The organism is Paenibacillus daejeonensis DSM 15491 (assembly GCF_000378385.1).
Lineage (GTDB): Bacteria > Bacillota > Bacilli > Paenibacillales > Paenibacillaceae > Paenibacillus_D > Paenibacillus_D daejeonensis.
Window position 1 is genome coordinate 180814 of record NZ_KB899665.1, and the last position, 24466, is coordinate 205279.

Genomic DNA, 24466 nt, shown 5'->3' on the forward strand with positions numbered 1-24466 from the left:
TCCAGTATAATAGGTAGCACACTTCTAGAAACGGCAGGAGGGCTGCGTCGTTATGCAAACCGAGGAAGAGCACAAGCGGGAGTCACGGAACCGTCGGCATTTTTCATTTCGGCTCAACATGTTTTTTTTCGTTACCTTTGTTGCGTTTTCAATTCTGATTGTCCGCTTGGCTATCCTTCAGTTCGTAGAAGGGCCGGAGCTCAGCGCCCGAGAGCATGATAACCGCACCCGCAATGTACTGATTCCGCCAATCCGCGGCAATATATATGACCGGGAAGGATTCCCGGTCGCGTACTCTACTTCTACCCAATCGCTGTACTACACGCTGGAACCCGGTGTCAAAGAGGAGCAAGCCCGCCAGATGGCCGAGCTGTTGGCCGTGGAATTCCAGGCCTTTGACCCGCCGGACAAGGTGCCGGCGACGGCGGATGAGATTTTCAAGTTGATGGATATTTCGGGCAGACTCACCTACGTCTACGAGCCAAGGCGGCTGCGAACCGGATTAAGCACCAAGGAGATCGCGTACTTCAGCGAGCATCGAGATCAGTTCCCTGGGATCGAGATCATCGAGGAGAGCATCCGCCACTACAGTACCGACACGATCGCAGTCCAACTCGTAGGGTATATGAAGGGCTTCAACTCCCTGTATGGTGAGAAAAACGGTCTGACCAAGTACCAGAATATTTTTAAGAACAACAAAATGCTGCCTGCCCCTGAGCAGTATCTGGACAAGGAACGGGTAGGCTATGAGGGACTGGAGCTGCTGTACCAGGATGAGCTGCGCGGCAAGAACGGGGTCAAGACGTATCCTGTCGACTCACAGAGCCGCATCACTGGCCCCGTTGAACTTACCGTACCCGAGAAGGGCAACAATCTGTACCTGACAATCGACAGGGAAGTCCAGATGAAGACGGAGAACGGCATTATGGAGCATCTGGCCAAAATCCGTTCGTCCAGCAATCGTCGTGAATATGCGCCACACGCCAAGACGGCCTACGCCGTCGCCATGGAGGTCAACACAGGCAAGGTTGTGGCGATGGCCAGCATGCCCGACTACGATACCAACGTTTGGAGCGATGGCATGAGCCAGGAGCAGTATGACTTGCTGAAGTACTATGAGCCCAACGGTACGATCCGTGAGGCGTATCCGTACTACGAGGACCCCAAGGTTGGGCGCAATCATCCATCGTCGCTGGTTCCACTCGGTTCCACGATGAAGCCACTGACGGTGTTGCTGGGATTAAACGAGCAGTTGTTTACGCCATCGACCACCTATCAGGACCGAGGCTATTTCAGCTTTGGCCGCGAAGGCCATGAGACCAGGGTAAACAATGCCAGCAATGCAGCCAACGGTTCGCTTAATGCAGCCCGGGCCATCTCCAAATCCTCGAATGCGTTCATGTCGGCGATGATCGGCAACAATTTGTATCTGAACCGCAAGAACGGGCTGGATATCTGGCATCAATACATGATCGATTTTGGTCTGGGTGAGCTGACAGGCAGCGGGCTGCCCAACGAAAGCAAAGGCGTCATTGAGTATTATAATGAGGCCAAAACGGGCAGTGCCCAGTCGGCTCTGATCTACGCTTCCTTCGGTCAGCAGGGGCGCTACACTGCCTTGCAGCTGGCGCAGTATACAGCCATGCTGGCGAATCGGGGACACAAGATGAAGCCGCAATTCGTGGAGAAAATCACGGACGCCCAGGGCAATACGATTCAGGAATTCGAGCCCGAGGTATTGAGCAGCGTAGACATTCCCGATAATTACTGGTCGGTCGTACAGTCCGGCATGAGCAATGTTTCCGTCCAGGGCTTCGAAGGCTTCGAATATGATTTCATTCGGAAGACCGGTACCTCGCAGCAGGACGTTGGCAACCGCAGAAAGCTCGAAAATGCGGTATTCATCGCTTATGCGCCAGCCCAGAATCCGGTATTGGCCGTTGCGGTCGTCGTGCCGGACGGTGGATACGGCGGCTGGGGGGCCGCGCCGATTGCGCGCAAGATTTTTGATGCGTACGATGAGGAAATTGGCCTGACAGGCACGCCAAAAGTGAAGCAAGCCCAGAGCACCGAAGAAACGCCAGAGCAGTAGGAGTAAAGCATCGTGTCATGGATTTGGTCTGAACTCAAAACGAGGGTGTCCAAAAGTCAGTTTGCTGACGGTCGGGACAGCCTCGTTTTTTTGCTGGAAGCTGGTGCCAAGGAGCCTCAGACTACGCTACATCTTTTGCCAATTCCGGCGCATACTATCTCCGAAGGTAACTATTCCAGATGGAGGTGGACCATGCCGCATTGGCTGGAAGTGGGGCTTCGTACCTTGTTGGCGCTTGTTGTGCTGTTTATCATTACGAAGGCGCTGGGCAAACGTCAAATCTCGCAGCTGTCCCTATTCGAATATATTACAGGTATCTCTATCGGCAACATTGCCGGTTACATCTCCATTGATACCGATACAGAATGGTATGTGGGAATATTGTCACTAGCTGTATGGGCAGCTGTCTCGGTCGGTGCAGAGAAGCTGACAGTTCATAGCAAGAAGGCGCGGGATCTCATTGATGGCAAGGCTGCTGTACTTATTGAGAAAGGAAATGTAGTGGAGAAAAATCTCGCCAAGGAGCGCCTGACAGTGGACGAGCTGCTGGGGGTCCTGCGAGACAACAGCGTATTCAGACTGGCGGATGTGGAGTTTGCGCTGATGGAGCCGAGCGGCAAGGTCAATGTGATGCTTAAGTCCGAGAAGCAGCCGCTCGTCCGCGAGGATATCGGGATGCAGCCGGCGGAGAACCTCCCTGCCCAGACCGTAATCATCGACAATAAGATTATGGAGAAGCCGCTTCGGGATTCCGGTTACAATGAGCAATGGCTGCGAAAAGAGCTGCATCGGATGCGGATCAAGTACGAGGATGTCTTTATGGCACAAATCGATGATCAAGGTGAATTGCTGGTGGATCTCTACGATCCGGAGGATGAGGGGAAGAAAAAATAGGCCATCCCTCGGATGGCCGTTTCTTTGCGTTATTTTGAATGTATGGGGCCCCGGATTGGACTGGACAGGGTTTACCCGATAATAATCTCTTCCTTCGGATAATGGTAGCTCTGCTTGCGCTTGCGGGTCCGGAACATAAACAGCAGCGACAGCACACCGATCCGTCCGATGAACATGAGCATGATAATGATCCATTTGCCCGCTGTGGAGAGCTCTGGTGTCACCCCCATTGACAGTCCGCTGGTGCCGAATGCCGAGCAAATCTCAAAAATGAGCGCGATAAGCGGAATGTGATTCTGCTCTGTGTAAGCAAGCACCGTCATACTGAAGAGAACAATGATGGCGGCGGCCGTGAACACAATGAAGCTTTTGAGAATATCCTCCTGCTTGATCGCGCGCCGGAAGGCGCGTACTTCATTACGTCCAAGGGCATAGTCGTACAGAGCCAGCATAACAACAGCAAATGTCGTAGTACGGATACCGCCTCCCACACTGGAAGGGCTGGCGCCGATAAACATCAGCATTGCAAGCAGCAGCTGCGTCGGAATACTGAATACGGCGACGTCCATCGTCGCGAGCCCGCCGCTGCGGGTCGTGATGGAGTTGAAGAGGGAGAAGAACAATTTTTCATGCCAGGGCAGGGCTGCGTAATAGAGATCCTTCTCCATCAGCCAGATGCCAACGGCCCCTACGAGCACCAGCAGAAAGAACATGATGCCAGACACCTTGGTATACAGAGAAAACTGATAGCGTTCATGCTTGCCAAAGAAATATTCCCGAAGCTCAATCAGAACGGGGAAGCCGATAGCGCCGAACACCAGCAGAAGCATGGTAATGGTCTGCACAACATAGTCATGCGCAAAGTTGGACAATGAGCTGCCATAGATATCAAAGCCTGCGTTGGTAAAGGCCGAGATCGCATGGAACACACTATGAACAAAAGCGGTCAGCCAGTCATCATAATACCCGGCCAGCCTGAAATAGACGGTCAGCAGCACCGTGCCGATGCCCTCGATATAGAGAGCCAAAATGAAGACGATTTTGAGCAGCTGTACCAGCCCGGAGAGGTTCTCGCGGTTCTGGTCCACCATAATCAGCTTACGGTAGGAGAGGCTGATGTTGCGTCCCAGAATCAGCCACAAGAAGACGCCGAGCGTCATGATGCCGATCCCGCCGAGCTGAAACATAAAGAGGAGCGCGATTTTGCCGAATTCACTGAAGGATTCCGCCGTATTGACGACCGTCAGCCCCGTCACGCTTACCGCACTGGTAGCGGTGAAGAGCGCATCCATCCAGGATAACTGCACGCCCTCCCGCCAACTGATCGGCAGACGGAGTACAATCGTAGAGACGATCACGGTAGCCAGATAGCCCAGAACAATGAATTGGGTCGGTGTAATTCGATTAAGATAGTTCTTCCATGCAAAGTTCATCTCGAAATGCTGCGCCTCCATCACACGGTGATGCCACTTATCATACCTGATTCCGCATAAACAATCCATGCGTCTTCCGCAGCAACGAGGCGCCTGCGTATGACCTGTGAATTCAGGCCTGTTCTCTGCATAAAAGATCAGCCATCCCCCGTTTCATTCGGTATAGATTGGCAATACTATAAAGAAAGTTCAAAGTGTTCGGTGATGAGCACCGAGAAGACTGGAAGCAGCAGGAGGGATGAAGGTGGCGATTTTGCCCATACATGAACGGCTTGCCGAGTTATGGATTCTACGCGGGACGCGCGAGTTGACGGATTCCGAACGCATGGACATGGAGCATTGTCTGGCGGTCAACGCCTCGTACTGCCGCGAACTGGCTAACCTGCGCAATATGTCGCTGCTCGCCTCGATGACAGGGGACGAGAACTGGCAATACGAAATATGCTCCGAAATCGAGCGCCTGGGCGGGGTCCCTCCCTCCACGCGCTACTAATGAATGCTCGGTCAGTAACAGAAAACAACTGTGGATCATGAAGTGACTCGGGAAGTGGATTTTCGAGCACGGACTAAAAGGAGCGGCCGCGAGGGTCGTTCCTTTTAGCGCGGCGTGCCCAGAAAGGGAGGGGCCAAGGCGCCATCTGCCCGCAGTAGTGCACCTTTGTTCCTCTATTTGCTCGAATCTCCGCCATCTGCCCGTAGTAGCGCACCTTTGTTCCTCTATTTGCTCGCACCTCCGCCATCTGCCCGTAGTAGCGCACCATTGTTCCTCTATTTGCTCGCACCTCCGCCATCCGCCCGCAGTAGTGCACCTTTGTTCCTCTATTTGCTCGCACCTCCGCCATCTGCCCGTAGTAGCGCACCTTTGTTCCTCTATTTGCTCGGATCCTCGCCATCTGCCCGCAGTAGTGCACCATTCTTCCTCTAGAGGCCCCATAGATAAGCCACTATCGTTGCTGCGAGCCTCATGAGGAAGAACCTTGGGATGGGGGATCAACCACAGGGTAACTATTTTCTCGTACAGCCCTTTATTATTTTCATTTGACATTGATAATCATTATCACTTACAATAGACCCAGTAAGATGATCAACTTTGACGGCTGCGTTCGACGCAGCGGTTGACTATACATAACGGCTGACGGAGGCTGGTCCGAAGGTCACACCGACAACGATAAGGGAGTGGAAGCTGTGTCACAGGATGCAGATCGCGGACGCGATTGGCTATTGTTTCATTTCACATCCGTGAAAGCGATTGATGAGGGGACGCTGGTAGCGGCGCCGATGGGGCAAGGGGTTATGCGCAAGCGGGGAGAAGGCAGTTGGGAGAAGCTCGACGCGGGGTGGCCCGCAGATACGCATGTCAATCGGCTTCATTTTGAAGAAGGGGAAGTGTTCGCGTCGACCAGCAAGGGGCTATGGGTGTACCGGCAGGAACAATGGGAGCCGACGCCACTAGCCATTAGCTGTTACCAGTTCCGCAAGATCGGCAGATTGCTGCTGGCAGCGACTGAATATGGGGTCTGGACCAATACCGCAGAGGATTGGCATAAGTCTGCCTATGGCGGTTCGATCGTTTATGATTTTTTGTATCTGCCGCAGTTTATTGTGCTCGCGCTGCATACGGGCATAGCGATCTATGACCGGCTTACGGACAGCTGGATGGATTACTCCTTCGGCGAGCCCGTCACTTCATTGGCTGTTCACGAGGGAAGGATTCTGGGCGTGACCGAGAGTGGCAAGCTGCTCCAGACCAACGGACGGGGCGGCTTCGAGCGAATTCGCTTTGACCATCTGTTTTTGTTCTCGGTAGTCATGCAGGGCCGTGCGGTCTACCTCTGTTCAAATCGCGGATTATATCAGGCTACCCGTCTGGGCGGTCAGACGACGATCCGTTCCGTGAAGCTTGGTTGCCCGGTCACAGACATGGATACAGCAGGGGACAGTTTGTTTGTGGCGACGATGTTCGAGGGTGTGCTGGAAGTTGCAAGGTAAGGTCTAATTGAGCGCGCAAGCGCATAAACATAAGATTCGGAGGTTGAACAACATGGCAGATGTAATTGTGATCTATGCGAGCGTGACAGGCAATACGGAAGAGATGGCAGAAGCCATCGTAGAAGGGCTTCGAGCTGGCGGCTGCCAGCCTGTCGTCAAGTCGGTCATAGATGCCTCCGCTGTGGATTTGCTTGACTACCGTGGCGTAATTCTCGGGGCTTACACATGGGGAGACGGCGAGCTGCCCGACGAATTCCTGGATTTCTACGAGGAAATGGACGATGTCAGCCTGGAAGGCCGGCGCTGGGCCGTCTTCGGATCGGCAGACTCCTCCTATCCTGTCTATGGCGCAGCCGTAGACATTCTGGCTGCCAAGCTTGCGGAACGCGGCGCAGCCCCCATCATGAAGGAGCTGAAGATCGATCTCAGCCCGTCTCGGCAAGAGAAGGAAGAGTGTGTCGAATACGGACGGCGTTTTGCAGTACAGATCACAGTTGACGCTGCCCTAAAACCATAGGAGGGATCGCAATGGGTGTGCTGTATGAAATCATCCGGCGCGCAACGAAGCGTTCGGATAGCAAAGGCAGTGGACAGGAGCGTACGATGGAAGCCGGCACAGCAGAGGCGCTGCTGCGTCTAAGCAACCGGCAGGCGGAGCTGGAGCTGCGGCACCAGTACGGACGAGAGAATGTAGGGGCTCTGCGACTTCAGCGCAAACCGGAGGTATAGCGAGTCAGGCAGTTAGGCGATAAGAGGCAGCTTCACGAACTTGTGGGGCTGTCTTTTCGCATGTCCTGAGAGTTTTGCGAAGCAAAACTAGCTTCGTAAGCATGAGCTTAAGGACGACAAAAACGTTTTTGCTTGCTCTAGCGAAGACTCGCAACCCGCGGCAGCTTGGACTTGTGGTAAAATGGCGATAGGTAAGGAGGGGATGGCTTGATCAAGCTATTGATCGTGGACGATCATGCTGTCGTCAGATCGGGATTGCGCATGCTGCTGCATGGGCGGCATGACATCCATGTGGTCGGGGAAGCGGCGGATGGACAGGAAGCGATAGACCAGGCGGAAGCCCTGCAGCCCCATGTTGTGTTGATGGATCTCAGCATGCCGGGCATGGACGGGATGACCGCGGTTGGCGAACTGCGGCGCCGGGTGCCAGAGCTGGGCATACTCGTACTGACGATGCATGATGACGATGAGTACTTGTTCCGGGCGATTCATCAGGGAGCGTCCGGTTATATTCTGAAAAACGCGCCGCATGAGGAGTTAGTCACTGCGATTCAGACGGTAGCGGAAGGCAATGCTTACTTATATCCAACGGCGACCAAGCGCCTCATGAGCGAATATATCCAGCAGGCAGCCCAGCCTGGGCAGAACGGTGGAGTCGATGCGGAAGGCGACAGTGTCTATGAGAAGCTGTCGGAGCGGGAGAAGGAGATTCTGGCCTGGACTGCCCGGGGCTATGCCAACAAGGAAATTGCCGAGCATTTGATGATCAGCGTGAAGACGGTAGAGGCACACAAGAGCAATCTGATGGATAAGCTGGGGCTCAAAAGCCGTCCGGAGCTGATCAAGTTCGCTATGAAAAGGGGGCTGCTGGAGTATGACTGAGCGACAAGCGGAGAACTCGCGATTCAAGGTGTCCGCCGGCGAGCTGGCCCAGGGCGTGGAAGCCCTCATGCAGCGCCTTCAGGACGGGGTGGATGACGCCGCAGTTCGCGCGGAGCTGCAGCAAGCCCTCAAGCAGCTGGCCGACGTCAAGTTTGCGCTGGATGAATCCTCCATTGTGGCGATCACGGATGCCAAAGGCAAGATTCAATACGTGAACGACAAGTTCTGTGAAATTTCCCAATACAGCCGGGAAGAGTTGATTGGACATGATCATCGCATCATCAATTCGGGCTACCATGATAAGTCGTTCATGACGACGCTCTGGCAGACGATTCGCTCGGGCGAGGTATGGCGGGGCGAGGTCAAGAACCGGGCGCGCGACGGCTCTTACTATTGGATGAATACAACGATCGTGCCTTTCGTGGACGATCAAGGCAAGCCCTATCAGTATCTGGCGATCCGTAATGAAGTGACCCGGCTGAAGGAAGCGGAGGACGAGCTCAAGCAAATGATGGTCAAGGTCATGCAGATTCAGGAAGAGGAGCGACGGCGTTTTTCGAGAGAGCTGCATGATGGCATCGGCCAGAGTCTGTTCTCGCTGCAGATCGAAATTGACCGCCTGATCATTGACCGGGAGCTGCCGGAGCTGAAGCCGCTGCGTTCAGAGGTTTCCCGTATGATTGAAGATATCCGGAATCTCGCCTGGGAGCTCAGACCGTCGGTATTGGATGATCTCGGTGTCGTACCGGCGATTCGGACGTATCTGTCCAATTACAGCCGTCACTTTGGCATTCGTGTGGCCTTCGATTGCAGTCTGCACTCCAGGCTGGAGCGCGGCGTAGAAACAGCGGTCTACCGTATCATTCAAGAAGCGCTGATTAATGTGGCCAGATACGCGGGCGTCGAGGAGGCGCAGCTGCGTATCGCAGAGAACGAACATCAAGTCGAGGTGACCATCGTGGACCGTGGTGCTGGCTTCACGCGCAGTCAAGGCGGCAGAGGGGTCGGCTTGTTCAGTATGGAAGAGCGGGCAAGGGCGGTAGGGGCTCGCTTGTCCATCATTTCTGCACCTGGGCAGGGGACGCAGATTCGACTGCTGATCGACAAACAGGCAGATACAGAGTTGAGGCAAGAGGAAAGGGACAGGGATAACACATGAATGTAATGTCGGTTGAGAATTTAAGCAAGAGCTACGGCGACAAGCAATTGTTCGAACAGGTGTCGTTTGGTCTGGACGAAGGCGACAAGGTAGGCATCATCGGCGTCAACGGTACGGGCAAATCGACCCTGCTCAAGGTCATTGCGGGCCTGGAGCCGGCGGACGGCGGCAAGGTCGTGTTCGGCAGCCGGGTGCGTGTGAAGATGCTGTCGCAAAATCCTGCGTTTGACCCGGAGATGACGGTGAGGGAGCATCTGTTCCAGGGAGACAGTCCCGAACTGGTGGCGCTGCGTGCCTATCATGAAGCCATGGCGGCACTGGAGCTGAAGCCGGAGGATACGACCCTTCAGGGGCGCATGGTGACTGCGAGCCAGCAGATCGATGCCCTATCGGCCTGGGAGCTGGAGAGCGATGGACGAGCTGCCCTGACCAGGCTGGGAATCACACAGTTTGATGCTCGCCTGGGGACACTTTCCGGCGGTCAACGGAAACGGGTGGCGATGGCGGCTGCGCTCATTCAGCCCTCCGATGTGCTGATTCTGGACGAACCCACGAACCACATCGACAATGAGTCGGTTGCCTGGCTGGAGACGATGCTGCAAAAGCGCAAGGGCGCTCTTCTCATGATTACGCATGATCGTTACTTCCTGGACCGGGTGAGCAATCGGATTCTGGAGCTGGACCGCGGCCGGGCCTATTTCTATACCGCCAACTACAGTCGCTTCGTGGAGTTAAAACTGGAGCGCGAGGAGCGCGAAGCGGCGTCTGAGGACAAACGCCAGAACTTGCTGCGAAACGAACTGGCATGGATCCGCCGGGGAGCTCAAGCCCGCTCTACCAAACAAAAGGCGCGCATCGACCGGTTCGAGCAGCTCAAAGCGGCAGGTCCCGGCCGCTCACAAGGCAAGCTGGACGTGTCGGTCGCTTCTGCACGGCTGGGCAAGAAGATTCTGGAGATCGAGGAGGCAGCCAAGGGCTTCGGCGACCGTCAGCTGATTCGGGACTTCAGCTTCATCGCGGTACCCGAGGATCGTGTCGGGATTGTCGGCCGTAACGGCACCGGCAAGTCTACGCTGCTCAAGCTGATTGCTGGCGAGCTGCAGCCGGATGAAGGTACGGTGGAGTTGGGTCCTACTGTGAAGCTGGGGTGGTTCACCCAGGAGCATGAGGAAATGGATGAGCAGATGCGTGTCATCGAGTACATTCGCGAGGCTGCCGATCAGGTACGTACCGGAGACGGGACGACGATCTCGGCTTCACAGATGCTGGAGCGTTTTCTCTTCGACTCCAATATGCAGTGGACACCTATCGCCAAGCTCTCGGGCGGCGAGAAGCGGCGGCTGCAGCTGCTGCGCATTCTGATGACCGCACCGAATGTGCTGCTGCTGGATGAGCCGACCAATGATCTGGATATTGCGACGCTTACTGTGCTGGAGGACTACCTGGATGAATTCCCAGGCGTGGTCTTCGTGGTCTCGCATGATCGCTACTTCCTAGACCGCACCGTGGCGCGTATTCTGGCGCTGGAAGGCGATGGTCGGGTGGTGGCATCGGTCGGTAATTATACCGACTATGTCCGGCAGACTGAGCGGACCGGATCGGCCACACCGGGATCCGCCGCATCGGGTGCCAGTTCTCCGAAATCCCCCAAGGAGTCAACACCTGCGGATACGGAAGCGCCTGTCCGTTCGGGCGAGCGGGAGCGCTCGCTGAAGATGAGCTACAAGGAACAAAAGGAATACGAGGAGATCGACGATCGTGTGGCCAAGGCAGAGCAGACGCTGGAGCGGATCCAGAGTCAGATGGAGCAGTCCGCCAGCGATTCAGCGAGACTCCAAGAGCTGATGCAAGAGCAGGAGGCAGCGGAGGCGCACCTGGAAGAGCTGATGGATCGCTGGACGTATCTCAACGAGCTGGCAGAGAAAATCGCCGCTCAGAAGCAGTCTTGAGCGGTTTGACGATAGTCGGCCAAGCGTGCGATAATGCAGGCAAAGAAGGCCGCACGGACAACGAGACAGCATGACATACGACAGGGACGGTCATAGGGAGGGACGCTTCAAACGATGAAGGAGAAACCGAAGGTGCTGGTTACACGCAGACTGCCTGAGCAAGTGATGGCGTATTTAAATGAGCGGGCGGAGGTAACCTGCCCACAGGAGAACCGGGGATTGACCCGGGAGGAGCTGCTCACGGCGATCCAGGGGAAGGATGCGCTGCTGTGTCTGCTAACTGACAAGATCGATGAAGAAGTGATGGATGCCAACCCATACCTGAAGGTCATTGCCAACTATGCGGTCGGGTATAACAATATTGATATTGAAGCGGCAACAGCAAGAGGGATCACGGTCACGAACACGCCGGATGTGCTGACAGCGGCTACGGCAGATATGGCTTGGGCGCTGCTCATGGCCATCTCGCGTCGAGTCGTAGAAGGAGATGCTCTGGTACGCTCCGGCGCTTGGAAAGGCTGGGAGCCTCTGCAGTTAATCGGCGGCGATGTGACGGGGGCGACGCTCGGGCTGGTCGGTCTCGGTCGGATCGGCCGGGCGATGATGCGGCGGGCGCAAGGATTTGATATGGATATCGTGTACTGGAACCGGACGCGTCTCCCGCAAGAAGAGGAGACGGAGCTAGGCATCCGCTACGCTTCGTTGGAAGAGGTCCTGAAGTCGGCGGATTACCTCTCGATTCATGTGGCCTACACCGAGGAGACGCATCACCTGATCGGCGAGCGGGAATTGCGGATGATGAAGCCGGAGGCTTATCTGATTAACACGGCCAGAGGCGCCCATATCGATGAGCAGGCACTGGTTCGTGCGTTGCAGGAACAATGGATTGCTGGCGCGGGACTCGACGTCTACGAACGGGAACCGGAACTCACCGAAGGGCTGCAGGGTTTGGACAATGTGGTGCTGGCCCCGCATCTGGGCAGCGCGACGCTCCAGACCCGGGAGAAGATGGGGATGATGGCCTCGCGCAGTATTCTGGCAGTCATCAATGAAGAACGGCCCGACCATGTCGTCAATACAGGATTGTATGACCACTAGTCGGACCGCGGGGAAGGATTTCTGTGAGTGACGGGCGTTCTGCTGGGCTGGGTTCCCTTAGGTTATCCGCAGCTTCAAGTTAGCCTTTAATCAGCTTGATATGGAATTGCCGATTGCGGGGGCCGTCGAACTCGCAAAAGTAGATGCCTTGCCACTGGCCAAGCACCAGTTGACCCTCGCTGATGATAACCGTCTGTGAGGTGCCAGTGGTCATCGCTTTCAGGTGAGAGGCCGTATTGCCTTCCGCATGACGATACTTGGGGTGTTCCCACGGATAGACTTCGTCCAGCCGCATTAACACATCGAGCTTGACGTCGGGGTCGGCATTTTCCTGAATGGTGATGCCTGCGGTCGTATGCGGCGAATAAATGACGGCTAGGCCGTCCCGGATATCCTCTTGGCGGACCAGCGAGATGATCTGGCGTGTAATATCAATCATCTCGTCCCGGCGCGATGTCCGGAGGGTTTGAGTAAGCAGCATCAAATCAAGCTCCTCTCGTCAATGGAATGAAGATAGCATAAGTGTGGCATGTCAGATAACGGAAGTCAACCGAACGAGTCGGGCAGTCGTTGCACCCATCGTGGTTAGAATCAGGTACATACCGGGTAATTCATTCTATATTCCAACCGTAAAGGAGTGCAGTCATGATGAAAGCAGAAGTGATCGAAGTGAAAGGCATGTCATGCGAACATTGCGTCAAAGCGGTCGAGGATGCACTCGCTCCGCTCGGCGCCCGGGGCGAAGTCGATCTGGCGGCGGGAACGGTCAAGGTCACCTACAACGAATCCAGTGTTTCGCTCGAAGCAATTCGGGAAGCCATTGAGGAGCAGGGCTACGAGACAAGCGCATAGCTTGCAAGCATGCGATGGACAGGCTCTGCAGCATATATGGGACAAGAAAGCCGATTGTACGGACCTCAGGGGTCATGTGCAGTCGGCTTTTTAGGTTGGCGGAAAAGACTCGCTGCGTCACTATAGAACGGCTTAGCGTTGGAACTTGGCACACGGCAGACCGGACTAAAACTTTTTCGTGACACATTTGTACGTACAACCTATAATGAAAAGCAAATAGAAACGTGTAAGGAGGAGACAAATTAACGATGTTAGAACAACTGAAGCAAGATATCTGGGAAGCGAATATGGATCTGCCCAAGCACGGACTGGTGACGTTCACGTGGGGCAATGTTAGCGGGATCGACCGTGAGAGCGGTCTGGTCGTCATCAAGCCGAGCGGTGTGGCCTATGAGGAGCTGCGGCCAGAGCAGATGGTTGTGGTTGATCTGGACGGGAAGGTTGTGGAGGGCAGCTACAAGCCTTCATCCGATACGGCAACGCATGTGCTGCTCTATCGTGAGTTCGAGGCAATCGGCGGCATTGTTCATACACACTCGCCCTGGGCGACGAGCTTTGCTCAGGCTGGGCGGGCACTGCCAGCGCTCGGCACCACGCACGGAGATTACTTCTACGGCGAAATTCCCTGCACCCGGCCGATGACTGAGGAAGAGATCAAGGGTGCATATGAACTGGAGACCGGCCGCGTCATCGTTGAGACGTTCGTCTCGCGGGGCATTGATCCGATGCAGGTGCCATCCGTGCTGGTGAACAGCCATGCGCCATTCTGCTGGGGCAAGGATGCACACAATGCGGTACACAACGCCGTGGTGCTGGAAGAATGCGCCAAGATGGCGGTTCATACCTTTGCCCTGAACCCCCAGGTGGGAGCCATGGACCAGAACCTTCTGGACAAGCATTACCTGCGCAAGCACGGAGCGGGCGCATACTACGGACAGACTGGCGCGAAGTAAATGTTCTTGCATAGGTAAGGAGCACAGCCTGCGGGTTGTGCTTTTTTGTTATGGATACGAGGTGTTTGGCAACCCGCTGGTCGGACTGCTGTAACACACTTTTGTTCCTCTATTTGCCTGGGAACCCGCCAAGTGGGCTGCTGTAACGTACCTTTGTTCCTCTATTTGCCTGGGAACCCGCCGGTCGGCCGCTGTAACGCACCAGGGCGGTCGTCAGAGCAAGGGGATAAGTCTCTTAAATCATCGTTCTATGCTGGAAAATCATTGAAATGATAACGGTTTTCAACTATAATTTCAACTAGAACAGGTCTATCATTATAACATCTGGAGACTAGGCGCCTATGGAAAAGAGTAGAAGAAAAGAGCCGTTTCGGTATATTTTTCATATCCCGGAGGCGTGTACCTTTCAAATTAACCGAATTAACAATTCCCCTGTGGACAGCAGGCGGGCACAAGCAGAGATCGTTAATCTCAGCCGGGCTGGCTGCAATATCGTAACACCGCTCAAGCTAGGCACTGCCGAGCACGCAATTGGGCTGGTGTTGTATGTCCAATTTGGCGAGGAGCCCTGGGAGCTGCATGGTTTGATTCGTTGGCAGACGTTCGCAGACGGGGTATATAATTATGGCATACAGTTTGACACAAGTGATGCCTTCCGGGAGCGGATGAATATTGAGCTGCGACAGCTCGCTGCTACCAAGCGGATCATCGCCCAGTAGGAACGGAGCAGCACCACATCAAGATGAATCGGAGGGAACAGGATGGCTGAGTCACGGAATCAGGAGCAATGGATGTCAGAAATCCAACGTACACGGCTGCCGCAAGGAACGGCCGCGGTCTGGTTTCTGGGGCAGGAGAGTGTGGTTATCAAGGGACAAGCAACGATTATTTATGTCGATCCCTTCATATCAGAAACGCTGGCAGATGCACGGAGCTTCCCACCGCCGTTCTCGCCTGAAGCGATTACTGCAATAGACATCTGCCTCATCACGCATGAGCACATCGACCACCTGGATCCTGGCACCATTCGGGTTCTGGCACAGACGCAACCGCAAACCCGTTATATTGCACCAGCCTGCTGCAGGCAGCTGCTGATCGATTGCGGCGTGGCGACGGACCAGATTACCGATGCGCGCGCTGGAGATTGGCTGGATATCGGAACTGGCGAGGAGTCCATTCGGCTGCTTCCCATATCAGCGGCACACGAGGAGCTGGATCAGGACGAGCAGGGATTTGACCGGTACGTTGGTTATATTCTGCAGCTCAACGGGGTAACGATTTATCATGCGGGGGACACCGTGATCTACCCTGGGCTAGCCGAAACGTTGCGCGAGCAGTCGATTGACCTGGGACTACTTCCGATTAATGGCGGCAATTATTATCGGCGCAGCCAGCACATTGTTGGCAATATGGACTACCGGGAAGCGGTCGAGCTGACCCTCGCTGCGGGGATTGAGACGGTCGTGCCGCTGCATTATGACATGTTCGATGGCAACAGCGAGAAGCCTGGCGATTTCGTCCAATATCTCTATGAGCAATATCCGGAGCAACGAAGCCACGTCATGGCACGGTTTGAACGTTACGTCTACGTATCGGACAAGGCTTTCTTGGAATAATATTTGCGCCCGACTCTTGTCCCGCCACGATGGCGGGCCAGCGTCTTGGCGTTTTTTTCTGCTCCTAAGGAGCGTTTGTTGTGTGTATGTATATGTGTGGCATCCTTCAGGTAAAGGTAGCATCCGGATGATGGCCGCTCATACTGGGACTTTTCTTTCCGCGCCGAGCTCCCAGCGCGCGGGGGCCGGCGGCATGGCGGCGGTCAGACACCACAGGTGGAGATGGCGCAGCGCCGACTGGCGGTGATAAGTACGAAATTTCGAATACATTGGGTGGTTAGAGCGTCGGTGGGCGGGAATAAGTATGAAATTTCGAGTATATTGGGAGAGTAAAGCGCCGACTGGCGGTGATAAGTACGAAATTTCGAATACATTGGGTGGTTAGAGCGTCGGTGGGCGGGAATAAGTATGAAATTTCGAGTATATTGGGAGAGTAAAGCGCCGACTGGCGGTGATAAGTACGAAATTTCGAATACATTGGGTGCTTAGAGCGTCAGTGGATGGAATAAGTATGAAATTTCGAGTATATGGGGCGGGTAGAGTGCCAGTGGGCGGAATAAGTATGAAAAATCGTGTTCGTAGGGTGCGGGACTGTGCGATGGTGCGTAGGTGGCAAGGGGCGGGGAGCGAACGAAGCAAAAGCAGAGCCCCCATCGGAGTGGGCTCTGCCTGACTTCCTTACTACTATAAACATTCAATTGCGTAAATCCTTAGGGGCGTAAGCGAAACTCTACATTTACTGTTGCTAGACGTAAAACAACTCCAAGCCCACGGTATCTCCCGGTTGCAGCGGGATATAGAGCTGGTTGGCAGGCAGTGGGCGACCGTTCAACCGTAGCGTGTAACGAATGTCATTGGTAATGTAGATGCCGTTGACGGCAACGATCTGCCCGTTGAACCCAATTTGGACAACGCCGGTTTCCACCAGTGCTTGATATACCGTCATGCCTGGGCGATACCGAATGTAGTATGGCTGCGTAATCTGTGGAAACGCACGTCCGCCATTAATGACGACCGTGACGGAACGCTGTTGTCCCGGTCCGGGGAATGGCCACGGCAAGGGCAGCGGAATCGGCAGCGGAAACGGTGGGAACGGTCCCGGTCCCGGAGGCGGTGGGAATGGCCCTGGCCCCGGAGGTGGCGGGAACGGCCCTGGCCCCGGAGGCGGTGGGAATGGCCCTGGCCCCGGAGGTGGCGGGAACGGCCCTGGCCCTGGAGGTGGCGGGAACGGCCCTGGCCCTGGCCCTGGCCCTGGCCCCGGTCCCGGTCCCGGTCCCGGTCCCGGACCAGGTCCAGGGCCTGGTCCAGGCGGTGGTGGTGGGATCATGCGACTCTGGTTGCCGGCACATCCACAGCCGTTGGGAGGCGTCGGAGTGGGGTAACCATTTGGAAACTCGGATCTTCTCATTGTGTATCACGACTCCTTCTGACTCATACTGGCGGAGTAATGCAGGACGATTCCGGCTAGCCACAGCAAGTGCGCCAGTTGATGATGGGTTGGCTGCAGCTGGGCGGATCATGATGCAGTATTGTATGCACTGGGCACTTATCCGGTGCCGCTCAGTTGTCGCTAGGCGAGGAGTCAGATACAACACGATATAAAAAGGCATGGCCACTTGAAACGGAGGAACAGAGATGCATACAATGACCGAGCTGCTGATGCAGCATAAGATTGTGGCGATTTTTCGCAATATTGATGAACAGGCTGCAGAGGCAGCCGCTCAGTCTCTCATAGATGGCGGGATTCGCCTGATGGAGGTAACGATGAATACGAAAGGCGCGACGGGGCTGATTCATAGCTGGCGCGGCGCTTTTGGCGAGAAGGCGGCGATTGGCGCCGGGACTGTCTTGGACGTGGAGATGGCGAAGGAAGCCATCGCAGCAGGAGCGCAGTTCCTGATCTCTCCCAACCTGGATGAGGCCGTCATCTCCTACGGGGCAGAGCGCGACGTTCCCGTATGGCCGGGCGTCATGACCCCAACGGAAATCGTGAAAGCTTGGAAGGCCGGCGCTGAAGCGGTCAAGGTTTTCCCAATGGCCTCTCTCGGACTGGGCTATCTCAAGGAAATTCGGGCACCGCTGAACCATATCCCGATGATTGCAACCGGTGGTGTCGATCTGGACAATATCCGGGCTTTCATAGAAGCCGGAGCTGTCGGCGTGGGGATGGGCAGCAAGCTTGTGCGGCAGGACTGGATCGCCAATGGGGAGTTTGACAGACTGCGGGAGCAAGCTTCTCGTTATGTACAAGCCATTCAGGCGGGAGCATAGTTGTTCGCTCTGGCATGACGACTTGCGCTAACGGCAACATAGGCGCTTATTTAGGCTTTTTTGAGGGGTAAGCGTGTCTAACGGCCACAGGCGCAGCTATTGTAAGTGAAACAGAGAGAAAACGGTGTATTTATGTATAATAGCTGCTTATATGGCCGTTACAATCTCAAAGGACCGATTCCGGGCGAAATAACAGCTGTGGTGGCCGTTAGAATCTGAAAATACGGTACATTCTACAGGACTTCGCTTCCCAGAGACTCTGCAAATCAGTAGAGTGAACCTGAACGAAGCGAACTGCTAACTCGGATAAGTTTCGGAAAGCTCCAGAGACACAAAGACACCTGCGGCACGCAGCCACAGGTGTTAAAGAGAAAATATATAATAAAGGGGGGTCATGTCTAATAGTATAGAGAGACAAGCTGAACTCAACCTGAATGTAATATTACAATTTCATTACAGTCCTTTTCAGCCTATAAAACCGATAAAGATAGAGGGATGTTTAAAGACATTAAAACGGGCAGGTTATTTGAACATTGATAAGGTTGCCAAGCTTAATAAGGTGAATTACTCTACAAAAAGGAGATTCGGCTGTGGATGAGAAAAAACCTTTACTTTCGTCTACCCTTGTCATTAGAAGCGCAGTCGCTGAAGACGTCGATACGCTGCGAGACGTCTTTCGCCGTGCGTCACTGACGACCGAGGGCGCCCAAGCATTCTTCGCCGATCATCCTGAGTGGCTGGTGTGGGATGACACGATGTTGCCATTCGCGCGTGTCGCCGTCGCTGACGGGCGTGTCGTTGGCTTTGCGTCGGCCCGCCCTGTCGAAGACTTCCTAGAGCTCGAGGATCTGTTCACTGATCCTGACTGGATGCGCAAAGGCATCGCAAGCTCCCTTCTCAAAGACATTGTACGGCGCGGTATGCGTGTTGAGGTGACTGCTGGCCCGCATGCGGTAGCGTTCTATGAATTCGTCGGCTTCGTCGTTAGCGGCATTGCCAACACACAAGGGGGACCGGCGCCAAGGATGCAACTCGATGCCACATGTGTTCGACCTTTCACCGATCAAGGGAATAATTGGATTTGACCTGCCCGATTAAGGTATACTGAAGTGTAGTACGAGAACGGAATGCTTGGTACGAGGGGGATCCCTATGAGAAAGTTTGTGCTGCGGGCAGGCGTGCTGCTTGCTGTTATCGCGGTGCTGCTGGCCCTGGAACTGAAATTTGAATTTGTCACCGCCGATTCGTCGGCAGTTACTGGCAACGCGGGTCTGGAGCAGGCCATATATACGCAACTAAGTGAGCATGCCACCGATTTTACGATTACCTACTCGGGCAATTCGTCCGAGTTATTTGGCAAGCTGCCGCAGATTATACAGGGTGCAATGGCCAAAGATGACTATATCGCGTATATCGTTGATTCGTATCAATACTCCATCCAGAGCTGGAGTCAACGCTCCAAGATTAAGATGGTCATTGAATACCGCGAGAGCGTGGAGCAGACGGCGTATGTCGACGAGCGGGTAAACGCGATTATTGCTGACATGATCAAGCCTGAGATGAATGCCCATCAGCGGGTCAAGGCGATCAATGACTGGATTGTGCTCAATGTTGCTTACGACGAGTCCTTGCAGAGCTATACGGCGTATGAGGCGCTCGCCGACGGCAGGGCAGTCTGCCAGGGCTACTCGCTGCTGGCTTACAAAATGCTGCAGGCCGCGGATGTACCGAACCGGATCGTAGAAGGAACGGTCGATACGGGCAACCATGCTTGGAATCTGGTTAACGTCAATGGTGCTTGGTACCATCTGGATGTGACCTGGAACGATCCCGTCCCGGATCAGCTGGGTGAAGTCAGTTATGCGTATTATTTGAAGACCGACGAGGAACTGCGCAAAGATCATGCGTGGACCCGCAGCTACCCTGCGGCCGTCACGCCATATGCAGAAACGCTGGGCAAGCTGAGTGCCAAGGATCCGAGCCGCCAGGCGTTTTATCAGGAGCTGGAGCAAGAGCTGGGACTGCACTGGTTGAAGCCTGCGAATATGGCCGCTAACGCCAATGATCTTACTTCGTGGATTCGTACAGCGATTGCCAAGGGCGAGACGACGTTCAAGGTGCGTTACCTGCGAGGGGATACGCTCAAGGCGGATATCGATCGAGCCATGCGGTCGGCAGGGGGCATTGCCTCCTACGAGTTGTCCTATCGAGACTACAGCGACGATGGCTCGGTATTGCTGGATGTGAAATTCAGCTTGCACCGCTAGCCACCCAAACCAAAAAACACCATGTACACCTTCGACAAGGTGAGCATGGTGTTTTTGGGCTGTACACCTGATAGACAAGCAAGGTGCGGTAGAGTCATGGCCAGCGGTGGTTGCCTCGAAGCTTACTGCCCCCGGCGGCTGGCGGTCATCTGCTGCCAGATCGAACCGGCGGCCTCTTCCCCGCGTTCGATGCGTTCCAGGGCAATCGAAGCTTGCAGTTGAATCTCGAACTCGCTGTCCTTGGCCGCTTCGCGTAGTGCCGGGATAGCGGTCTCGTCACCGAGCTCGTAGAGATATCTGGCGGCCCGCCAGCGCACAAGCTTGTTGGAATCCGACAACGATTCGATCATCGGGCCGATGGCAGCCGGATCACCGAGGTCGGATAAGGTGTCGCCGGCTGTGCGGCGGACCGACACGGAGCGATCCTTGAGCGCCGCGAACAGATGAGGCAGCGCCTCGGGACTGCGCAGGTCGCCAAGATAGACGACGGCCAGCCGCCGGATCGACGTGTTGTCGTCCGTAATCGCACGCGCCAGCTGCGGCAGCATCTCTGGCACGGCGGTGCCTACACGCTCCAGCGCCGCATAGCGAATGCGCCAGTCGTCCGACTCCAGCTGCGCTGCCAGCTCCTCCGGCGTCGGCGGCGCCTGACGGGGCGGCGCGGGCGGTTGCTCTGCCGACGCCGCATCCCCGGCCAGCGCAGCAGCTGCATCGATCAGCTCGCGCAGCCGCTCTGGCGTATAAGTGGCGGATAGCTCCGCCGTCACCTCTGCTGCAATCTCCTCGGGGTCGCCATAGCGGACCCCGAGCTCCTCCAGCTTGCGCTCGCGAATCATGCTCGCGCCAGCCGCCTCTTGCACCGCTGCCGTGAACTGCTCCGGCAGCGCCGTGCGATGCTCGCCCGCGCTCGTCTGGATGCGCAGCTGCATCGGGATGCCGCGGTACATCTGCACCAGCACATGCGCTTCACCAAAGGTCCGGTCCGCACCGCTCTCGTTATCGGTACCGGCTTGTCCTTCCGAGCCAGCGTTCAGAATCGTCCGCGCCGACTCCAGAATGGACTGCCAGTCACTGTTCGGCTTGCGGTCCAGCGCTATGAAATCAGCCGTCCGGAACAGACTGCGCACGCCATCAATGGCGAGCAAGCTTTGCAGCGGCTCCGGTGCTTCGGACGCTTGAGCTTTTGTATACGTATACCGCTGCTGGGACGGCAGTTTTTCATCCACATTCAGCTTCATCGAGTTGGGACTCGGTGTCGGTTCAATAGAAATGAGCTTCATCGGTATGCCTCCTGTACATTAAGAGTTCCTATAGGGCTAGTGTACCCGATCTGACGTGCGATTGCGAACCTGTCCCCGGTCGGAATTTTCGTTTATTGTGCACCTTTTGCGGGTAATTTGCGTACAATGCGTCTCTCTTGATATTCTAGTGGAGACATCAGAAGGTGAGGAGATGACGGTTTGCGAAGATTGCGATTCCAAAATTCAGATCCCGTACAAACCGCCAAAACCATGACTCAGTTCAAGCGTTGGCGTCAAGAACGTGTGCGAAAGGCCAAATATAAAGACTATTCCTATGTTGTGCCCAATACAGCGCCGGACCTGACATACCTGGACCACAACGATTCGGAGCCGTCGATCACGTGGATCGGCCACTCGACATTTTTTATTCAGCATTCAGGCCTTAATATTGTAACGGATCCGGTGTGGGCGGCCAAGATGGCCATGAACAAGCGGATGGCGCCCCCGGGCATCGAGATTACCGATATGCCTCCGATCGATATTGTGCTCGTCTCTCATTCGCATTATGATCACCTCAATATTTCGTCGTTGCGACGGCTGACCGGCTCCAAGCTGCTGCTGGTGCCTGCGGGGCTGCGCTCCAAGCTGCGTCTAAAAGGATTCATGCGGATCAAGGAGTTTCATTGGTGGGAGTCCATTACCATCCGCGGTGTTCGCTTTACCTTTGTACCTTCCCAGCACTCGACACGGCGCACGCCTTGGGATATGAACAAGTCGCACTGGGGCGGGTGGGTGATTGAGCCCGCTCCGGAAGCGGACGAGAAGCAAGAGGCCGGTGCCGCGGAACGGCATAAAGCCGCGATCTCTGCGCTTGCCGCCCCCAAGAGCGAGCGGGCCGAAGCGGCAGTGGATACTGGAGAGGAGAGGCCTGTCGTATGTGACCGCCCGGTAATTTATTTTGCAGGGGATAGCGGGTATTTCCGGGGCTTCGAGGAGATTGGCCGCCGCTTCGACATCGATGTGGCGCTCATGCCGATTGGCGCCTATGAGCCCGAGTGGTTCATGGCGCCGCAGCATGTCTCGCCTGAGCAGGCGCTGCAGGCGTTTCTGGATACCGGAGCGCGCTTGTTCGTGCCGATGCATTACAGCTGCTTCAAGCTGGCGGATGATACGCCGCGCGAAGCGCTGGACCGGCTGGAGCAAGGCCGCTGTGACATGAAAATCGATGAGGAACGACTGGTCATGCTCTCGCATGGTGAGACATGGCGGCTGTCGGGGAGATAGCATTGTGTAGCGGACCGCTGCACCGGGGCATAGATGCCTGCGGGTGCAGCGGTTTTTTTGACCTTGATGGGAGGGCCGGGAACAGCCACGGACCACTGCCAGCGCTTCCCGTTGGGATTCGTCAGAAATTATAGTAAGCTATACCTAATAAGTGCGTGGATTGGAGGAACAAGCCGATGACATCATCCTACTGCAAAGTGCTGATCGTCGATGACGAGCAGTTGATTCGTCAGGGGATCAAATACTTCATGAACTGGGAGCAGGAAGGCTTCCAGATCGTCGGCGAGGCCGCCAACGGACAGGAGGCGCTGGAGATGGTCGCCAAGCTGCGGCCGCATATTGTCATTACGGATATCGTCATGCCCCTGATGGACGGAGAAGAGCTGACGAAGCAGATCAAGCTGCACTATCCGGAGACAGAAGTGATTGTCCTGAGCAGCTATGGCGAATTTGATTATGTACGGTCGACCTTCCAGAGCGGCGTTGCCGATTACATTCTCAAGCCGAAGCTGGATATGCAGCATCTGCTGTCCGTACTCAAGGTGGCAGCTGAACGCATCCCATCGCTGCAGACACCTCAGGGACAGGGCGGGACGGGGGTACCGCTGGAGGCACTGCTGGAGAGATTGCTAACCGGTTATGAGACGACGCCGGAGGAGACGGCCCGGGCTGCTGCTCACCTGCCCCATCCCTATTATTGCTTGGCAGGCGGACGTCTTGTGACCCGGACAGGCCCCTTGCGAGTGTCTGAGGAGCGGACCCAGCAGCTGCTCGCGACCGTCACGGAACGCACACTGCCCGGCGCTCATCTCTTGGCGCTGCCGACTGCAGAGCCGGTTACGGCGATCCTGTTGAATGTGGAAGAGCAGGCACTGCCGCAGGTGCGCGTATGGGCAGAAGCGCTGGCGGCGGAGCTGGGTGCGGGCGGTTCCACGCAGGCTGCAGTCTGTCTGAGCGAGCCTTTTGCTGCGCTGGAGCGTACCGGTGAGGTGTACCGTGACCAACTGCAGCGTCTGATGGGAGTTGCCTTTTATTTTCCGGGTCAGGCTGTACTGTCGGGACAGGATCTGCCAGAGCCGCCGGCCCGGCGTGAGCCATTCCACCTGAGCCGGTTCGCCGATGAGTTCAAGCGGGAGCGCTTCGCCGCGGCCTTCGACTACCTGCAGGAGCATGTGCAAGCAATGGCGGACGATTATACGACCGATGTTTTTGAGTATAAGACGTTTCTGGGCAACCTGATCTTCAATATGACGGTCATGCTTGGCAACATGAATTATGATGTCCGTGAGTTGGAGAAAAATAAATACGCCTACTTCAAAGCGATCGAAGAGGCCCGCTATTCAGATGAAGCAGCAGCCTGCCTGAACCGATTTGTCGCGGAAGCACGCAGATCTATCGAGGCCAAGGCAGCAGGGTCCGGCAATGCCAACATGAAGCAACTGCTGCAGTATATCAACGAGCATTATGCAGAGCCGTTAAGTCTGACCGAGCTGGCCCGGCATTTTCACTTCAATCCGTCCTACCTCTCCAGCTTTTTTACCTCGCACAACGACGAGGGGTTTGTGGACTATCTGCAGCGTGTTCGAACGGACAAAGCAGCAGAGCTGCTGCGCGCAGGCGAGGCGACAATTTCGGAGATTGGCGGCCGGGTGGGCTTTTCCGATCACAGCTATTTCACCAAAGTGTTCAAGAAGCATACCGGGCTGTCCCCGAGCCGGTACCGCCGACAATATCTGGGGGATGAGAAGGAAGGATAA

General features: G+C 55.5%; 25 protein-coding genes. 21 read left to right on the forward strand and 4 right to left on the reverse strand.

Going from position 1 to position 24466, the window contains the following annotated elements; all coding sequences use genetic code 11:
- Positions 1-52 precede the first annotated feature (52 nt).
- Both F556_RS34575 and F556_RS0119490 read left to right on the forward strand, forming a co-directional pair.
- A complete protein-coding gene (locus F556_RS34575) occupies positions 53-2092 on the forward strand; it encodes a peptidoglycan D,D-transpeptidase FtsI family protein (RefSeq protein WP_020618672.1) in 2040 nt (679 codons plus the stop codon).
- 192 nt (positions 2093-2284) lie between these two features.
- Positions 2285-2986: a DUF421 domain-containing protein gene (locus F556_RS0119490; RefSeq protein ID WP_020618673.1), complete on the forward strand. Its 702-nt coding sequence runs from the start codon at positions 2285-2287 to the stop codon at positions 2984-2986.
- Positions 2987-3057: 71 nt separating this feature from the next.
- Here the strand turns inward: F556_RS0119490 and F556_RS0119495 are convergent, their stop codons facing one another.
- Positions 3058-4419, reverse strand: a complete 1362-nt coding sequence (locus tag F556_RS0119495) for a TrkH family potassium uptake protein (protein WP_026297386.1) — start codon at positions 4417-4419, stop codon at positions 3058-3060.
- 238 nt (positions 4420-4657) lie between these two features.
- On the opposite strand from F556_RS0119495, the gene F556_RS0119500 reads away from it, so the two are divergent.
- From F556_RS0119500 to F556_RS0119540, 9 genes are all read left to right on the forward strand, one after another.
- Positions 4658-4912 (forward strand): DUF7667 family protein, encoded by a 255-nt coding sequence (locus F556_RS0119500; protein WP_425414010.1) that lies wholly within the window; start codon positions 4658-4660, stop codon positions 4910-4912.
- 114 nt (positions 4913-5026) lie between these two features.
- Positions 5027-5344 carry a hypothetical protein gene (locus F556_RS37930; RefSeq protein WP_157272846.1) on the forward strand — a complete coding sequence of 106 codons (318 nt, stop codon included), beginning with the start codon at positions 5027-5029 and terminating at the stop codon, positions 5342-5344.
- Between the two features lie 260 nt (positions 5345-5604).
- Positions 5605-6408 (forward strand): hypothetical protein, encoded by an 804-nt coding sequence (locus tag F556_RS0119510; protein WP_051108744.1) that lies wholly within the window; start codon positions 5605-5607, stop codon positions 6406-6408.
- A gap of 52 nt (positions 6409-6460) precedes the next feature.
- Positions 6461-6925 carry a flavodoxin gene (locus tag F556_RS0119515; RefSeq protein ID WP_020618678.1) on the forward strand — a complete coding sequence of 155 codons (465 nt, stop codon included), beginning with the start codon at positions 6461-6463 and terminating at the stop codon, positions 6923-6925.
- A gap of 11 nt (positions 6926-6936) precedes the next feature.
- Positions 6937-7137: a hypothetical protein gene (locus tag F556_RS0119520; protein WP_020618679.1), complete on the forward strand. Its 201-nt coding sequence runs from the start codon at positions 6937-6939 to the stop codon at positions 7135-7137.
- Between the two features lie 207 nt (positions 7138-7344).
- Entirely contained in the window at positions 7345-8019 is a 675-nt protein-coding gene (locus tag F556_RS0119525; protein WP_020618680.1) for a response regulator transcription factor, read from the forward strand.
- Positions 8012-9178, forward strand: a complete 1167-nt coding sequence (locus F556_RS0119530; protein ID WP_020618681.1) for a PAS domain-containing sensor histidine kinase — start codon at positions 8012-8014, stop codon at positions 9176-9178. The genes F556_RS0119525 and F556_RS0119530 overlap by 8 nt, the downstream gene beginning before the upstream one ends.
- The gene (locus tag F556_RS0119535) at positions 9175-11127 is read left to right on the forward strand and encodes an ABC-F family ATP-binding cassette domain-containing protein (protein ID WP_020618682.1); all 1953 of its coding nucleotides are present in this window, start codon (positions 9175-9177) and stop codon (positions 11125-11127) included. The genes F556_RS0119530 and F556_RS0119535 overlap by 4 nt, the downstream gene beginning before the upstream one ends.
- A 114-nt stretch (positions 11128-11241) precedes the next feature.
- A complete protein-coding gene (locus F556_RS0119540; RefSeq protein WP_020618683.1) occupies positions 11242-12225 on the forward strand; it encodes a 2-hydroxyacid dehydrogenase in 984 nt (327 codons plus the stop codon).
- Positions 12226-12304: 79 nt separating this feature from the next.
- Here the strand turns inward: F556_RS0119540 and F556_RS0119545 are convergent, their stop codons facing one another.
- Positions 12305-12706, reverse strand: coding sequence for a secondary thiamine-phosphate synthase enzyme YjbQ (locus F556_RS0119545; RefSeq protein WP_020618684.1), 402 nt, complete (start codon positions 12704-12706; stop codon positions 12305-12307).
- Between the two features lie 164 nt (positions 12707-12870).
- Here F556_RS0119545 and F556_RS0119550 point away from each other — a divergent pair, with 164 nt between their 5' ends.
- The 4 genes from F556_RS0119550 to F556_RS0119565 all read left to right on the forward strand — a co-directional run bounded on the left by F556_RS0119550 (position 12871) and on the right by F556_RS0119565 (position 15646).
- Positions 12871-13077: a cation transporter gene (locus F556_RS0119550; protein WP_020618685.1), complete on the forward strand. Its 207-nt coding sequence runs from the start codon at positions 12871-12873 to the stop codon at positions 13075-13077.
- Between the two features lie 248 nt (positions 13078-13325).
- Positions 13326-14030: an L-ribulose-5-phosphate 4-epimerase gene (gene araD / locus F556_RS0119555; protein WP_020618686.1), complete on the forward strand. Its 705-nt coding sequence runs from the start codon at positions 13326-13328 to the stop codon at positions 14028-14030.
- 341 nt (positions 14031-14371) lie between these two features.
- Entirely contained in the window at positions 14372-14749 is a 378-nt protein-coding gene (locus F556_RS0119560; protein ID WP_020618687.1) for a PilZ domain-containing protein, read from the forward strand.
- A 42-nt stretch (positions 14750-14791) separates the two neighbouring features.
- Positions 14792-15646 carry an MBL fold metallo-hydrolase gene (locus tag F556_RS0119565; RefSeq protein ID WP_020618688.1) on the forward strand — a complete coding sequence of 285 codons (855 nt, stop codon included), beginning with the start codon at positions 14792-14794 and terminating at the stop codon, positions 15644-15646.
- A 745-nt stretch (positions 15647-16391) separates the two neighbouring features.
- On the opposite strand, the gene F556_RS37935 is transcribed toward F556_RS0119565, so the two are convergent.
- Positions 16392-16706 carry a hypothetical protein gene (locus F556_RS37935; protein WP_157272847.1) on the reverse strand — a complete coding sequence of 105 codons (315 nt, stop codon included), beginning with the start codon at positions 16704-16706 and terminating at the stop codon, positions 16392-16394.
- On the opposite strand from F556_RS37935, the gene F556_RS37940 reads away from it, so the two are divergent.
- The 4 genes from F556_RS37940 to F556_RS34590 all read left to right on the forward strand — a co-directional run bounded on the left by F556_RS37940 (position 16694) and on the right by F556_RS34590 (position 20184).
- The gene (locus tag F556_RS37940; protein WP_157272848.1) at positions 16694-17248 is read left to right on the forward strand and encodes a hypothetical protein; all 555 of its coding nucleotides are present in this window, start codon (positions 16694-16696) and stop codon (positions 17246-17248) included. The two genes, F556_RS37935 and F556_RS37940, sit on opposite strands and share 13 nt — an antisense overlap.
- Positions 17249-17281: 33 nt before the next feature.
- Positions 17282-17917 carry a bifunctional 4-hydroxy-2-oxoglutarate aldolase/2-dehydro-3-deoxy-phosphogluconate aldolase gene (locus F556_RS0119580; protein ID WP_020618691.1) on the forward strand — a complete coding sequence of 212 codons (636 nt, stop codon included), beginning with the start codon at positions 17282-17284 and terminating at the stop codon, positions 17915-17917.
- A 590-nt stretch (positions 17918-18507) separates the two neighbouring features.
- Positions 18508-19002, forward strand: a complete 495-nt coding sequence (locus F556_RS0119585; RefSeq protein ID WP_020618692.1) for a GNAT family N-acetyltransferase — start codon at positions 18508-18510, stop codon at positions 19000-19002.
- 66 nt (positions 19003-19068) lie between these two features.
- A complete protein-coding gene (locus tag F556_RS34590) occupies positions 19069-20184 on the forward strand; it encodes a transglutaminase domain-containing protein (RefSeq protein ID WP_020618693.1) in 1116 nt (371 codons plus the stop codon).
- 122 nt (positions 20185-20306) lie between these two features.
- On the opposite strand, the gene F556_RS0119595 is transcribed toward F556_RS34590, so the two are convergent.
- Positions 20307-21464, reverse strand: a complete 1158-nt coding sequence (locus F556_RS0119595) for a conserved virulence factor C family protein (protein WP_020618694.1) — start codon at positions 21462-21464, stop codon at positions 20307-20309.
- A gap of 180 nt (positions 21465-21644) precedes the next feature.
- Between F556_RS0119595 and F556_RS0119600 the strand changes: the two genes are divergently transcribed.
- Positions 21645-22709 (forward strand): MBL fold metallo-hydrolase, encoded by a 1065-nt coding sequence (locus F556_RS0119600; protein ID WP_020618695.1) that lies wholly within the window; start codon positions 21645-21647, stop codon positions 22707-22709.
- A 176-nt stretch (positions 22710-22885) separates the two neighbouring features.
- Positions 22886-24466 (forward strand): response regulator transcription factor, encoded by a 1581-nt coding sequence (locus tag F556_RS0119605; RefSeq protein ID WP_020618696.1) that lies wholly within the window; start codon positions 22886-22888, stop codon positions 24464-24466.